Source organism: Pedobacter jeongneungensis (assembly GCF_039538295.1).
Lineage (GTDB): Bacteria > Bacteroidota > Bacteroidia > Sphingobacteriales > Sphingobacteriaceae > Pedobacter > Pedobacter jeongneungensis.
Map to the genome: position 1 here is coordinate 387,732 of NZ_BAABBY010000001.1, position 14,978 is coordinate 402,709.

At 42.3% G+C, this 14,978-nt stretch carries 9 protein-coding genes and 1 tRNA gene; 6 read left to right on the plus strand and 4 right to left on the minus strand.

Annotated elements, in window-relative coordinates:
* Window positions 1-50: 50 nt before the first annotated feature.
* From ABD769_RS01660 to ABD769_RS01675, 4 genes are all read right to left on the minus strand, one after another.
* Window positions 51-135: transfer RNA gene (locus ABD769_RS01660), tRNA-Ser, on the minus strand.
* A 172-nt stretch (window positions 136-307) separates the two neighbouring features.
* Window positions 308-754 (minus strand): DoxX family protein, encoded by a 447-nt coding sequence (locus tag ABD769_RS01665; RefSeq protein ID WP_344848817.1) that lies wholly within the window; start codon window positions 752-754, stop codon window positions 308-310.
* 309 nt (window positions 755-1,063) lie between these two features.
* On the minus strand, window positions 1,064-1,888 hold the full coding sequence (locus ABD769_RS01670) for a response regulator transcription factor (protein ID WP_344848819.1): 825 nt from the start codon (window positions 1,886-1,888) through the stop codon (window positions 1,064-1,066).
* Complete coding sequence (locus tag ABD769_RS01675) at window positions 1,873-5,046, minus strand: ligand-binding sensor domain-containing protein (RefSeq protein WP_344848821.1); 3,174 nt, start codon at window positions 5,044-5,046, stop codon at window positions 1,873-1,875. Before ABD769_RS01675 ends, ABD769_RS01670 begins: the two co-directional genes overlap by 16 nt.
* Window positions 5,047-5,202: 156 nt before the next feature.
* Here ABD769_RS01675 and ABD769_RS01680 point away from each other — a divergent pair, with 156 nt between their 5' ends.
* From ABD769_RS01680 to ABD769_RS01705, 6 genes are all read left to right on the plus strand, one after another.
* Window positions 5,203-6,216 carry a family 43 glycosylhydrolase gene (locus tag ABD769_RS01680; RefSeq protein ID WP_344848823.1) on the plus strand — a complete coding sequence of 338 codons (1,014 nt, stop codon included), beginning with the start codon at window positions 5,203-5,205 and terminating at the stop codon, window positions 6,214-6,216.
* A gap of 538 nt (window positions 6,217-6,754) precedes the next feature.
* Window positions 6,755-9,979 carry a SusC/RagA family TonB-linked outer membrane protein gene (locus tag ABD769_RS01685; protein ID WP_344848825.1) on the plus strand — a complete coding sequence of 1,075 codons (3,225 nt, stop codon included), beginning with the start codon at window positions 6,755-6,757 and terminating at the stop codon, window positions 9,977-9,979.
* Window position 9,980: 1 nt separating this feature from the next.
* A complete protein-coding gene (locus ABD769_RS01690) occupies window positions 9,981-11,903 on the plus strand; it encodes a RagB/SusD family nutrient uptake outer membrane protein (protein ID WP_344848827.1) in 1,923 nt (640 codons plus the stop codon).
* 33 nt (window positions 11,904-11,936) lie between these two features.
* Window positions 11,937-12,617 carry a DUF3823 domain-containing protein gene (locus ABD769_RS01695; RefSeq protein ID WP_344848829.1) on the plus strand — a complete coding sequence of 227 codons (681 nt, stop codon included), beginning with the start codon at window positions 11,937-11,939 and terminating at the stop codon, window positions 12,615-12,617.
* 243 nt (window positions 12,618-12,860) lie between these two features.
* Window positions 12,861-13,826 carry a glycoside hydrolase family 43 protein gene (locus tag ABD769_RS01700; RefSeq protein ID WP_344848831.1) on the plus strand — a complete coding sequence of 322 codons (966 nt, stop codon included), beginning with the start codon at window positions 12,861-12,863 and terminating at the stop codon, window positions 13,824-13,826.
* Between the two features lie 112 nt (window positions 13,827-13,938).
* Entirely contained in the window at window positions 13,939-14,976 is a 1,038-nt protein-coding gene (locus ABD769_RS01705; protein WP_344848833.1) for a glycoside hydrolase family 43 protein, read from the plus strand.
* The last annotated feature ends 2 nt before the right edge of the window (window positions 14,977-14,978 follow it).

Genomic DNA, 14,978 nt, shown 5'->3' on the forward strand with positions numbered 1-14,978 from the left:
AAACGAAAAAAGCCTGAAATCAAAAGATTTCAGGCTTTAATTTTTTCGGGCGGAGAGCGAGGGATTCGAACCCCCGGACCTGTTACAGTCAACAGTTTTCAAGACTGCCGCATTCGACCACTCTGCCAGCTCTCCGCTGCAAAAGTAGGAATTTGGAGCAAATCTGCAAACCTTTTCCAGTCAAATATTTTAATTAATGTTTTAAGCCTTGCTAATCATTTAGTTAGAGGGCATAAAAAAATCAAAAACCATCGATATACAGCTCGTTTAAGCCGTTTATATTATAGTTTGGCATTTGTATTTTACACTAAACGGCCTGTTTCGGATAAATTTTCTGATATTCTACCGATAAAATTCCATTTCCTTCGATGGCAAAACAGATTAAACCAACTAATACCGATACCGAAAACCAAAATTCTGAATAAGGCTTAAAAATGCCACCTGAGCTATTGATAAAAAATACGGCACCAATAAGTATGGGTAAATTAATAAGGCAGAATGTACGCGTGTAGGTGCCCAGGGTAATGGCTATGCCCCCTACAATGTGTAATACGATAATAAAATGTGCCAGTAAACTAATGCTTATTGCCGTACCTAAGAAAGCGCCCCTCATTAAATTGCTAAAGGCTTGCATATTGATGTAAAAATCAATGCCCTTCCAGATTAAAACAAGGCCTAATATGATTCTAAAATAGTCTAACCATTTTGGGTGGTGATGATCGCCCCAGTTTTCGATTTTCTTAAGCATGTTCATAACTTCTATATTTTGGTTAATACAATTTACGCATAATAAAGGAGAATAACAATGGCTGCTTAATGGTTTGATTTTGAGGATGTAGATGGAAGCAACTGGTAGATGAGAAGAAATTTCGTTATTGCGGGGAGGAACGACATTAAGTGCCTGCCCATACATTCGGGGATCGATCTCTTACCAGATTATTTAATCAGATTTAAAAGATTTCTCCATTACGCTACCGATGAAAATCGGTTGAGCTTCAGTCAAAATGACGGTACTGTTTTAAGTAAATTCTCCTGTTGTTCATATTAATTTTATAACCATAAATTATCCTTTTTTCTTCTCCGCAAGCCTGCTGTTTAAATAATCAGTGGGCGACATACCAAATTGTTTGGCAAAGTTTCTGCCAAAGTGCGATTGTGAGCTGTAGCCTACCATTTCTGATATTTCATATATTTTCAGCATACCTTCATTCAAAAATTCAGCAGCTTTTTTCAATCTTGCTAAATTGATCAGCTCATTAGGACTCAGGTTAGAAATAGATTTGATTTTGCGGTACAAGGTAGGGCGGCTCATATTCATCTTCTCGGCCAGGTGTTCTACATCAAGGTCGGGGTTGCTGATGTTTTTATTAATGGTATCCTGCAGTTTCTCCAGAAAAATCTCATCTGCTTTAGAATAGGCAATACTTTTAATATGCAACAGGGGAGAACTGGAGAAATATTCTTTTATTTTGTTCCTGTTTTTAATCAGGCTGGAAATCTGTACCTGGAGAAATTCTGGCGAAAAGGGTTTTTCTACATAGGCATCAGCACCCAGTTCCAGACCTTCTATTTTCGATTGCAAAGAATTTTTTGCTGTCAGCAGGATCACGGGGATATGGCTAAACTCCAGGGTTGATTTTACTTTCGCGCAAAATTCAAAGCCATCCATTTCGGGCATCATCACATCGCTGATAATGAGCTGAACAATTTCATGCTTTAAAATTTCCAAAGCTTCCACACCGTTTCGGGCCTGCAATACCTGGTATTTTTCTTCCAGGTCATCAGATATAAAATCGAGGATGTCTTCATTATCATCGACCAATAACACTACGTTTTTCTCTACTTCCTGGTGATCTTTCATGGTGAGCGTACCTACAATTTCTTCCATTTTCCGTTCAGGTTAAATTCTATAAGTTGATGGATGGGCAGTTCTAATACAAATATATTAAAATCGTGGTCATTAATATCCAGGTACAATTCGCCGCTATGTAGCTGTGCGAGCGATTTGGAAATGGAAAGGCCAATGCCGGTTCCGGTGGCAATCTGAGTTTCTTTCGCCCTGAAAAAGGGTTCAAAAATCTTCTCCTTAATTTCGAAAGGTATTTTATGACCGTCGCTTTTTACGCATACCTTAAATTTATCCTGTTCAGCTGATCTCGATAAACTGATTTCGGCTGTCGTTTTTCCGTATTTAATGGCATTATCGGCCAGGTTACTGATGATTTTATAAAAAGCTTCAACATCGATATAAGCCTGAAATGCTTTTTCGGGCAGGTTGATGGTATAATTAATATTGCGCTGTTCGGCTGCGGGCTGAAACTGGAGAAAAACATCCTTTAATATCTCCTTAATATCGGCCTTTACAAAATTGAGAGAGAAATCGCTGGTTTCGGTTTTCCTGAAATCGAGTAACTGATTGGTAAGTTTGAGCAGGCGGTCGGTATTGCGCCCCATAATCCTCAAATTCTTTTCAATCGCGGGCACGGCATCAGCCTGTTTAATCAGTTTTTCCATCGGGCCGATAATCAGGGTTAATGGTGTTCTGATTTCGTGGGCAACATTGGTGAAGAATTCGATCTTTGCCTGATACACTTCCTTTTGCTTTTCATGTTCGAAAACTTCCATGCGCCTGCTGTTTTTCAGTGCAATTTTTTGATGGTACCGCCGCACTAAAAAGAAAATAAGGGCTCCGGCAGCCACTACATAAATAAAATAAGCCAACGGACTAAGGTAAAAAGGAGGAAGGATTTTGATGAGCAATTTTACATTTTTGCTACTCCAGGTATTGCTGCCCTCTACCATGGCCTTCACTTCGAACACGTAAGTGCCAGGTGCCAGTTTGGTAAAATACACCTTCCGGTTGGTTTTTAAATATTCCCAGTCTTTATAAAGCCCGGTCATTTTGTAGGCGTATTCCGTCATTTCGGGCGAGCGGTAACTTAAAGCGGCAAAATCAATGCTGAATGAAGATTGGTTGTGGTTCAGCTCGATGGTATCGGTATATACGATCGATTTATTGGATATCGAATCGGCACCATTTAAACCTGTTCCGGTGCTGTTGATCTGAAATCCGGTCAAAAACACTGGTGTTTGGTAAACCGTTGGTTTGAGGTCGGCAGGATCAAAGCTGATTAATCCCTTTACGCTCCCAAAGTAAATCCTCCCGTCCTTGTCCTGATAAGCCGAATTGTAGTTAAACTGATCGGTAAGCAAACCGTTCGATTTTGTATAGGTTTTGCTCAGGCCCGTAGCCGGGTCAAAATGAATAAGTCCCCTGGTGCTGCTGATCCAGAACTTATGCAAACTATCTTCTTCAATGCGAAACAGATAATTACTGGGGAAGCCGTTCTTTACACCATAACGTTTAAACCGGCGTGTTTTTTTATCAAATCTGGAAAGTCCGCCGCCATCTGTTGTGATCCAGATGTTGTGTTTGCTGTCTTCAAAAACACTGTTAATGGTGTTGTGGCTCAGGCTTTTTAAGTCATTCGCTTTATTACGGTAGTTTACGGCCCCGGGTTTGGATAAATTAAACTGAAAAACGCCATCATTAAAGGTGCCTGCCCAGATATTGCCATCATGATCTTCAATTACCGAATCGTAAAAAAGAAATGGAAGGCGCGCAATGGGTTCAAAATCGTCGCGTTTGCGGTTATAGCGGTAAATGCCATTAATGGTGCCTACTAATATTTCGCCAGCACGTGTTTTACAAAAGGTAACAATAAAATTGGTGCGTAAAGCATTACCAATGCCGGCCTGATAATGTTTAATTACCTTTTCGGTTTTCAGGCTGATCACATCCAGCCCGTGCTCAAAAGTACCTACCCAGAGTTTATCGCCATCTACCAGCAAGCCATGAATATTGGAATAAGCAATGCTCCCCGGTTTTCCATCCGGAAGAAAATGTTTAAATGTTCCGGTTTTAAGGTCGAGCTTGTTCAGTCCGGCATCTTCCGTCCCGATCCAGAAATTTCCGGCCTGGTCTTTCGTAATTTCCCTTACATCGCTTCCACTGATGGAGTTGCTGCCTTTTTGCGGAAAATATTTGGTGAACAGCGAGGTATGGCTCGAATAATAATTTAGCCCGCCAAAATAAGTGCCCGTCCAAACGCCTCCTTCACGGTCCTGACAAATGGTATAAACCGCATTATCACTTAACGAATAATCGTTATTGTACTGTTTTTGGATGTGTGTAATCTTTTCCGTCTCGTCGTTATAGATGTAAATGCCCGATTCGGTGGCAATCCAGAATTCATGAAGCCCGGTTTTTTTAATGTCCCTTACAAAAATCGGGGTTTGATCATCATTTAGCCTGATGATATTCTTCGACTGTAAGGTAGTCGGGTTAAATAATTTTACTCCCTGGTTGGTGGTACCAATCAGCAGCTGACCACTTTCGGTTTCTGCAATGCGCGATACCCAGCCATATTCAGGCTTTTGGTTTTTGCCGTTTACATTAAAGCTTTCAAAATTATTTTGTTTCGCGTTGTATTTTTCAAGCGTTCCCCTGCCGGTACTGATCCAGACACTGCCGTTTTTTAACACGGTAACCAGAGAGGCATCGAAAGGGGCATTGGTTGTAAAAAGCGTTATTTTTTTGCTCTGTTTATGATAGAGGTATATTTTAAAGGAAGATAAGATCCACAGGTTTCCGTTTTGGTCGCTACCCAGGTCGATAATGCGCATGCCTTTGGTTTCTTTAATGAGGGAAAAACGCTCTTTTGAGGGGCTATAAGCATAAACACCTTCGTTGGTACCTACCCATAGGGTTTGCTCCTGGTCGTAATGCAGCGCATAAATGAGGTCGTTGCCTAAACTCCCTGCCTTATCAGGGTCGTGGCGATAGGTTTTAAAAGAATAACCATCAAACCGGTTCAAGCCGTCTTTTGTGCCAAACCACATAAAACCATTCCTATCCTGTACACTGCAAAAAGCCGTGTTGTTCGAAAGTCCGTTTTCTACCTGGTAATGCCTGAAATAGTAAGGCTGTGCCGAAAGCAGTTTGGCAGAGAACAACAGACAGAAAAGGATGATAATTTTTTTCAAGATGTTTTGGTCAGCAGCTTCAAATATATTAAAGAAATGTCTGGCTTTTGGCCTAAATAAAATTTGAGAGGATAAGTAGAAAGATTGAGACGGAGAGGTTTTGTGCTACGGGGCAAATGCTGTTATTTGTTCTCTGCTAACCAAATCTTCCCACAAGTGAAAATTTTTAAAGCCTCTTTTTTATTGATATTGCTGTTTTTGTTGCTGGCTGTAACCGCACAACAAATGCGCATTGCGCCCTCCCCTTTGTATCGCGATCCGGTTTATGATGGCGCTGCCGATCCGGTACTGGTATATAACCATGCCGAAAAAAGCTGGTGGATGCTTTATACCCAGCGGAGGGCGAATGCACAAACCAACGATGTGGCTTATTGTTATGGAACTAATATCGGTGTAGCCACTTCAACCGATCACGGACAGACTTTTGTGTACAAAGGAGCACTTGACCTTAATTTTGAACCGGGTGTAAATACCTTTTGGGCGCCTGATGTAATTTACGAAAACGGCACTTACCACATGTACCTTGCCTACATTCAGGGCGTGCGCAACCATTGGGGCGGCATCGCTAAAATTGCACATTATACCAGCAAAAACCTCTGGAAATGGAAATACAAAGGCTTTATCTCTTTAAACTCAGAACATGTAATTGATCCTACCTTGCTGAAAATGCCTGATGGGAAATGGCACATGTGGTATAAAGACAGCTCGAAAGGCAGCATTACAATGACAGCGGAGAGTAAGGATCTGCAACATTTTACGGCACAGCCTGAGCCTGCCATTGGTGGTGCGCCGCACGAAGGCGCCAAGGCATTTTTCTTTAATAACTGGTACTGGATGATTACCGACGAATGGCACGGGCAAAGGGTGTACCGATCTAAAGATGGCAAAAGCTGGGAGAAACAAGGGATGGTACTGGATGTGCCCGGCCACAGGCCAGAAGATACGCCAACAGGCGCCCATGCCGATGTTCAGGTAATTGGTGGCAGGGCTTACATTTTTTATTTTACCCATCCCGGTCGTAAAACGCATTTTGAAGGAACGCTGGATCAGGATTTTACTTTTTCTTATGCCAATAAACGTACCTCAATCCATGTTGCGGAGCTCGAATTTAAAAACGGTACGCTGGTTTGCGACCGCGATAAACCTTTCGATTTTTACCTGGGGCCTTAATTTCCAATGATTTGTTGCCGCGCATGGCGGGAAGGTTTTATTGCCACAATGATTTGGCGCTGCGCACGGCGGGAGGCTTCATTGCCACAATGATTTGGTGCTGCGCATGGCAGGAAGGTTTCATTGCCACAATGATTTGGTACTGCGCACGGCGGGAAGGTTTTATTGAAACTTTTGAATGTATCCGTTAAATGGAGCGATTTGCGCATTTTAAAGATCCTTCGCTGCGCTCAGGATGACAAGCAAAATCTCTGTGTTTCCGAGGCAAAAAATAACGAACGCCCTGTAAACTCCGCTCAGGGTGGGAAGTCTCGTTTTAAAGATCCTTCGCTGCGCTCAGGATGACAAAAAAATCCCTGATGTAAATTTTATGTTCAATGAATCCCTTACAAAACCCATCTATACAAATCGAGACAAAATGAAGAAATATTGATACAAATGTGTATCCCGCTCTAATGCTAAAAAGCGAATCTTTGGAAAGAAATAAATCGAACTAAAACCATTTACTTCTAGTAACTAACCAAATCCCTAACCTAATATGAAAAGAAGTTTATTCTCCTATGGCGGCTTTGTACGCATGGATTGGTACCTGCTTCAAAAAGTGTTTTTGAAACGCAAAATCCTTTCCGTTATTCTTACTTCAATTACCTTACTCTTACTTTCATTTCAACTCAGCGCGCAGGAACAAAATACCGTTACCGGAACCGTTACCGACGAAAAGGGCGAAACTGTTGTGGGTGCGAGCATTAAAGTAAAAGGTACCAGCACCGGAGCTACCACTGATGCCGATGGAAAATTTAAAATTCAGGTGGCCGATAAAAATGCAACGCTGATTTTTATTTACGTAGGCTATGCCAATCAGGAAGTGGCACTTGCCGGTCGTACACAGGTTAACGTTAAACTTAAACCTTCCGATAACGACCTGAGCGAAGTTGTAGTGGTGGGTTATAACACCCAGAAAAAGGAAGCCATTACCGGAGCCATCTCTTCCATCAGCAGTAAAGACCTCGAAAAAGTACATGGCGGTTCTACCGTTAGTACCGGCCTTGCAGGGAAACTGCCGGGTGTTTCGTTCAGGATGCCTGATGGCAGGCCGGGTTCGAGCGCCAACATCCAGATCCGTAATATGGGTAATCCTTTATATGTTATCGACGGGATCCAGCAGGATGCAGGGCAGTTTAATAACATTTCACCCAACGATATCGAAACCATTACCGTACTTAAAGATGCTTCGGCTGCAATTTATGGCAGCAGGGCCGCTAACGGCGTAATTTTGGTCACCACCAAAAGGGGTAAAAACAGTACGCGCAATACGTTTAGTGTTGATGCCTACACCGGCTGGCAAAACTGGGTACGTTTCCCCGAAACTACAGATGCTTACCAGTGGAAACTTGGACAAGCTACTGCCGAAATGAATCAGAACGGGGCTACCAATGTTACACAGGCAGAACTCGATAAATGGAAGGCCGGAACAGAATATGGCTATCAAAGCCAGAACTGGAAGGATATCATCATCGCGCCAAATGCACCACAGAGCTCGGTAAATTTAAGTGCCTCTGGTGGTACCGATAAAGTGAACTACTATTTTTCAGCTACCCGCTTAGATCAGAAAGGTGTTTACGGAACAGCACGTGAGTTCGATTTTAACCGGACCAATATCCAGAGTAATATCGAAGCCAAAATAACCGACCGTTTTAAAGTTGGTATGTTGATTAACGGCCGTATCGAAAGCCGCGATCAGCCGGGAGTACCGGGCGGCGACGATTATTTTGCAGCCCGTTTTGCCCTGTTGCGTAACAGGCCCACTGAACAGGCTTATGCCAATGGAAATCCAAATTATCCGAATGATATCGGCCACAATACCGAACAGTTTGCCGTACAGAGCAAAGCCTTAACCGGTTACTGGAAATCAGACTGGAGGGTTTTGCAAACCAATTTATCTGCAAGTTACGATACGCCTATAAAAGGTTTGGAGATAAAAGGTTTATACTCTTATTACATTGCCGATAATGTAATTAATGGTCATGAGTACACTTACAATGTATATACCTACCACCCTGAAACTGGTATTTATGAAGAAAAAATAGGAAGCTCTAATCCCTACAGGGAGCGTAGAAACGAACAAATTTATACCAATACCTATCAGTTACAGGCCAACTACAACCGTACTTTTGGTAAACATACCGTTGGTGGCGTTTTGGTAGCGGAGCGTTTAGACCGTTTTAGAACTTACACTTTCCAGCATGCGGTACCACAAACCAATATTCTGCCTGTATTGCAGTTCGCTGATATGGACGGGCAGGATTTTGCCGATATTCAGGAAGAGGAGGCCCGCGTTGGTTATGTAGCCAGGTTAAACTATAACTACGATAACAAATATTACCTGGAACTTTCCGGTCGTAGAGATGCCTCATGGAAATTTGCACCCGACAGACGCGTAGGTTACTTCCCTTCAGCTTCAATAGGATGGAGAATTACCCAGGAAAAATTTATGAAGTCTCTTCTTGGAGAAAGCACCATCTTAAACGATTTGAAATTGCGTGCTTCTTATGGGGTATTGGGTGATGATGATCTTCGCATATTAGGCGGTAGCGTTCCCCTCGATCCGTTTGCTTATATTCCCGGGTACCGTTACAATCAGGGTACAGTAATTCTGGATGGGAAAACCATTACCACCTCAAGAGATAAAGGGCCGATTATTAACAATTTAACCTGGTTAAAAAGTAAGATTACAGATATCGGCTTGGATTTTACCATGTTCAACAATAAACTTAGCGGAACAGCAGATTATTTCTATAGAAAACGTAGCGGTTTACCTGCAGTTAAAAAAGATGTGGTGGTTCCGATAGAACTGGGTTACTCTTTAACAGAAGAGAACCTGGAAAGTGATGCCCAGTATGGTGGAGAGTTTGCCCTGAACTACCGCGATAAAATAGGTGAGTTTAATTATAACGTTGGCGGAAACATTTCCATTAGCAGGAAAAAACTTCTGGATGAGTATAAACCACGTTACGGCAACTCGTGGGACAATTACAGAAACAGCAGAAACCAGCGTTATACTGATATTTTCTGGGGGTATGAAGTAACCGGACAATTTCAGAGCATTGATGAAATCAACAATTACAAGGTGAACATTGATGGTCAGGGAAACCGTTCTCTCTTGCCAGGTGATTTAATTTATAAAGATCAGAATGGTGACGGCATCATTGATGGATTGGATCAAAGACCCATCGGATACACCACAACCGGGCAGCCAAATGTTGGTTTCGGGTTCACCATTGGTGGTTCTTACAAGAACTTCGATTTTACTGCCGATTTTTCAGGCGGTGCGTTGTACTCCTGGAACCAGAACTGGGAGCAGCGCTGGGCATTCCAGAACGGGGGCGCCCTGCTTCAGAATTTTGCTGATGATAGCTGGCACCGTACCGATCCTTACGACTTAAATAGTACCTGGATACCCGGTAAATACCCTGCACTCCGCTTTAATGATAGCGGCCACAGCAACTATAACAAAAATTCTACTTTCTGGCTGCACAATGTAAGGTACCTGCGTGCCCGTACGCTTGAAATTGGTTATACCATACCAAAAAGATGGGCCGAAAAAATCAAGATCCAGAATGCCAGGGTATATGTAAACGGTTATAACCTCTTCTCTATTGATAACCTGAGCGATTATGGCGTAGACCCTGAAATTGCAGACGATAACGGGTTGCAATATCCGCAGAACAAGTTTTTTAATATCGGTATTAAATTAACGCTGTAACATGAAAAAGACTAATCAGATGAAAAAAATTATATATGCATTTGCTGCCATCTCAGTGTTGAGTTTTGCGCAGTCGTGTAAAAAAGATTCAGAATTTTTAGATAAACAACCCACCAGCACCCTGCCAATTGAGGCGGTATGGAAAGATCCGAACCTGGTACTTACCGTTGTTGGCGATCTTTACGACCGTTTTCCCGATTACCAAACCATAGAGGCATGGTGGGCCTTTACCGATTTCGACGAAGGCTTTGCCTCTGCAGGCGGCGATTATTTCCGTCACCAGAATTTAGAATATGGTTATGATGCCTGGAGATACTGGGACATGGGTGTTTATGGTTACATCCGCGACCTGAATATGTTTATTAAACGCGGACAGGAATCTACCGCTTTAAAGGCAGAAGACCGCGACCGTTTCCTGGCCGAAGCGCGCTTTATCAGGGCAGGAGTTTATTTCGAAATGGTAAAAAGAATGGGCGGAGTGCCGTTGGTCACCACCGTTTTAGATTACGATTATAGTGGCGATCCAAGCTACCTTCAGTTTCCAAGGGCAAAAGAAACCGAAATTTATGATTTCGTGATTTCAGAACTTGAAGCGGTAAAAACCATATTACCCGATAATGCAGGCATTCAAAGCAGGGCTACAAAAGCTGCGGCACTTGCCATGGAAGCCAGGGCAGCACTATATGCCGGATCGATTGCCAAATACAGCAACTCGCAGTTAACCTTGCCGGGTGGCGAAGTAGGTATTCCATCAGCCCTGGCCAATGGCTATTTCACCAAAGCCTTAGCTGCAGCCAAAGAGATTATTGATGGTGGTAAATATTCATTGTATAAAAAGAACCCAAATTTATCAGAAAACTTTGCGGCACTATTTACCGATAAAGGCAATAATCCTGAGGTGATTTTTGCAAAGGATTTTAAATTAAAAACCAATAAAGTACATGGTTTTACCATCGATAACCAGCCACGTTCTTCTGCCGAAGAAGCACAGGGCGGGCGTTTAAACCCATCCCTTAACCTGGTTCAATCGTTCGAAAAGCTGGATAATACTTATGCTTCCCTTGCTTCAGTTGATGTAAATGGCAACCCGGTTTATTATGCTAACATTACCGATATTTTTGCAGATCGCGATGCACGTTTAGCCGGCACCGTCATCCTACCCGGAACACAGTTTAAAGGTAAAACCGTCGATATCTGGGCGGGCATTCAGCTGGCAAACGGTTCGATTATTACAGGCGATAATTTTGGTCAGATAAAGGACAAAGTTTTGCCGGATAACCAGGCTGCTGTACAGGTAGTGGGTAAAGATGGCCCTGTTGACGGACTCGAATTTAGTGCACAATCAGGTTTTTATGTCCGCAAGTATTTAGATCCTGCAACCGGCTCCGGTCAGATTGGTACCCGGAGCGATGTTTGGTGGATCCGCTACCGTTATGCCGAAGTATTGTTAAATGCGGCCGAAGCAGCTTTCGAACTGGGTGATCCGGCTACTGCCGCTAATTACATCAAACCGGTAAGAGACCGTGCAGGATTAACTACCGCATTAACTCCTGCGCAAATCACTTTCGATCGCATTGTACACGAACGTAAAGTAGAATTTGCTTTTGAAGGACATGAACTTTGGGATATGAAACGCTGGAGACTGGCCGATAAAGTGTGGAACGGCAATAACATGTCGGCTGCCGAATTTATCAATGCCACCAACATTGGCAGTGCAACACGTACCAGTACGCAGGTATTTGGTTTGTGGCCGTACAAATATTATAACCCCGGCAACGCCAACCATTTGAAATATATTTTTAAAGTGATTAAACCAAGCCGCGTAACCGCTGCGCACCGTTTCCGCATCGGTAATTACTACTCTTCAATCGGGCAGGATGTGCTTAACGGAAACCCTAAAATTGTAAGAAACCCTAACCAATAAGCAGATATAGATATGAAAATTAAATTTTATTTCATGATAGGGGCACTTATTGCCGTACTTTTTGCTTCATGTAAAAAAGATAACTACGATGCACCCGAAGCCGACTTTACCGGAAGGATCGTTTATAAAGGAGAACCCATCAATGTTCAATACGGACAAGTTAATTTCGAACTCTGGCAATCAGGTTTTGGCAATTACTCTGCGCTTAATGTCAATGTAAGCCAGGATGGAACCTATTCTGCTAAATTGTTTAACGGAGATTATAAACTGGTTTTTTCGCCAAACCAGGGACCGTTTTTATGGAAAAAGAATGCCGCCGGCAGGCAGGATACCATTGCTGTAAACATTAATGGCAATAAAACCCTGGATATAGAGGTAATGCCTTACTATATGATCCGCGGGGCAACACTTACCGCTGCAGCAGGTAAAGTAAATGCTTTTTGCAAACTCGAAAAAATCATTACCAATGCCGATGGCAAGGATATCGAAAATGTATCCCTGTACATCAACAAAACGCAGTTTGTAGATGGTGGCAATAACATTGCCACCCAGCAGATTAGTGGTGCAGCCATCGCCGATCTAAATAACCTGAATATGAGTGTAACGATCCCGGCCATAACGCCCACCCAAAATTATGTTTTCGCAAGGATTGGTGTTAAAATTGCGGGAGTAGACGACCTTATTTTTACGCCTGTTACTAAAATAAACTTTTAGTTAATGATAGTTATCCACGAAAAAAATCGTCATCTCGACTGTAGCGCAGCGAAATGCCCGCCTGCTTCGGGCAGGGAGAGATCTAATAGATTTCTCGGCTACGTTGCACTCCGCTCGAAATGACGATCTCTTAAGATGATATATTTATACTTTAAAGTTTCGTCATTCCCGTGCAGGTTGGGAATGACGATCAATCTAATATTATTGATTATCAGTATCTTACCTTTAATTAATCATCACTAAATGAAATCTGTTTTTGCCCTTTTTTTATGCTTTTCTTTATGTTTCATTAGCAAAAGAGTTCTTTCTAAACAGCTGAATGATACCCTTTACCTTGCTGATCCAACCATTTTTGTAGATAATGGCACTTATTATTTATATGGAACCAGTAGCGATGAGGGTTTTTTAGTATATATTTCTAAAGACCTTAAAAACTGGGGCAAAAAGCCTGAAAATAATGGTTTTGCCTTAAAAAAGGGCGATGCTTTTGGCACGAAAGGCTTTTGGGCACCTCAGGTATTTAAGAGAGGCCATACTTATTTTATGGCTTATACTGCCGATGAGCAAATTGCCATTGCCCGGAGCGAAAGTCCGCTGGGGCCATTTAAACAGGAAACACTGAAAGCAATATCCGGTACAGGAAAACAGATCGATCCGTTTGTATTTACCGATGCTGATGGAAAAAATTACCTCTACCATGTTAAACTTGACAGAGGCAACCGCATTTATGTATCCGAACTGAAGGCTGATTTTTCCGATGTAATCCCTAATACTGCAAAAGAATGTTTATCCGGAACCGAATTGTGGGAAAATACGGCTAAAACCGATTGGCCGGTAACTGAAGGTCCAACCGTTTTGAAAAAGGGGAATCTTTATTACCTTTTTTATTCTGCAAACGATTTTCGTAATCCTGATTACGCGGTGGGTTATGCCACTTCGGGCTCAGCAACGGGGCCGTGGACGAAATATGCGGGAAACCCGATCATTAGCAGAAAAATTTTAAAATTTAATGGTACCGGTCATGGAGACTTTTTTACCGATAAAGATGGCCACTTGCAGTATGTATTTCACACCCACCACAGTAACCAAAAAGTATCGCCAAGGGCAACTTCAATTATTAAAGCAACTTTTGTGAAAGATAAAAACGGCATAAATCAGATGCAGATTGATCCCGAAAGTTTCCGGTTTTTAAGGCAAGGTGTAAATTGATTGCTTTTGTAGAAATATTGAAACAAATAGAAGCAGATTTAAGAAAAGAAATTGCTTTTTTTAAAATTTTAAGAAACACATCAAACAGACCAATAGAAAGTAAGGCTTAGTAATGAATAACTGGAAAATAAAACTGCTTTTTGCTTTATGCCTGTTGATGACGGGAAGATTAAATGCACAAACATTTACCAACCCGCTATTGCCCTCTGGTGCCGATCCATACAGCTTTTATAAAGATGGTTATTATTACTATACAAATTCTTTAGGCAACAGGGTCGATTTATGGAAAACCAAAAGTTTGGCTGATCTTAAGAATGCAGAACGGAAAACCATCTGGAAAGCTCCTGCCGGAACAATGTACAGTAAAGAAATCTGGGCACCCGAAGTGATGTTTTTAAGGGGGAAATGGTACGCTTATTTTGCTGCCGATGATGGCAACAATGATCACCACCGGATGTATGTACTGGAAAACGCATCGGCCGATCCGATGAAAGGAGAGTGGATATTTAAAGGTAAAATTGCCGATCCGACGGATAAATGGGCCATTGATGGCGATGTAATTGATTTTAAAGGCCAGTTATACATGATCTGGTCCGGTTGGGAAGGAGACCGGAACGGTAAGCAGGAAATTTTTATCGCTAAACTTAAAAACCCATGGACGGTAGATGGAAACCGTGTTAAAATTTCTACCCCAAAATTCGATTGGGAAAAAATAGGTGATTTGGGCGGTGGTGCACATGTTGATGTAAATGAAGGGCCGCAATTTTTGGTGCATGACGATAAAATTTTCATCATTTACTCGGCTAGTGGCTGCTGGACAGATTTTTACGCACTGGGTACGCTTTCTGCCTCAGCAAAAAGTAATCTGCTCGATCCTAAATCATGGACAAAAGCCGGTCAGCCTGTTTTTCAGCAGTCGCCAAAAGATGGCGTTTATGCCCCTGGTCATAATTCGTTTTTCAAATCGCCCGATGGAAAAGAAGACTGGATTCTTTATCACGCCAACGATAAACCAGGGCAGGGCTGCGGTGGTTTCCGCTCGCCAAGGGCACAACGATTTGACTGGAATGCCGATGGTACGCCAAATTTCGGCACCCCCATAAAACCTGGCGAAAGTTTAGCCATCCCATCAAACCACAATAAAAAATAAAT

What these genes read in the sequence shown, in the direction of transcription:
- ABD769_RS01665 (WP_344848817.1), bottom strand. Translation starts at nt 754, where the DNA reads ATGAACATGCTTAAGAAAATCGAAAACTGGGGCGATCATCACCACCCA.
- ABD769_RS01670 (WP_344848819.1), bottom strand. Translation starts at nt 1,888, where the DNA reads ATGGAAGAAATTGTAGGTACGCTCACCATGAAAGATCACCAGGAAGTA.
- ABD769_RS01685 (WP_344848825.1), top strand. Translation starts at nt 6,755, where the DNA reads ATGAAAAGAAGTTTATTCTCCTATGGCGGCTTTGTACGCATGGATTGG.
- ABD769_RS01690 (WP_344848827.1), top strand. Translation starts at nt 9,981, where the DNA reads ATGAAAAAGACTAATCAGATGAAAAAAATTATATATGCATTTGCTGCC.
- ABD769_RS01695 (WP_344848829.1), top strand. Translation starts at nt 11,937, where the DNA reads ATGATAGGGGCACTTATTGCCGTACTTTTTGCTTCATGTAAAAAAGAT.
- ABD769_RS01700 (WP_344848831.1), top strand. Translation starts at nt 12,861, where the DNA reads ATGAAATCTGTTTTTGCCCTTTTTTTATGCTTTTCTTTATGTTTCATT.
- ABD769_RS01705 (WP_344848833.1), top strand. Translation starts at nt 13,939, where the DNA reads ATGAATAACTGGAAAATAAAACTGCTTTTTGCTTTATGCCTGTTGATG.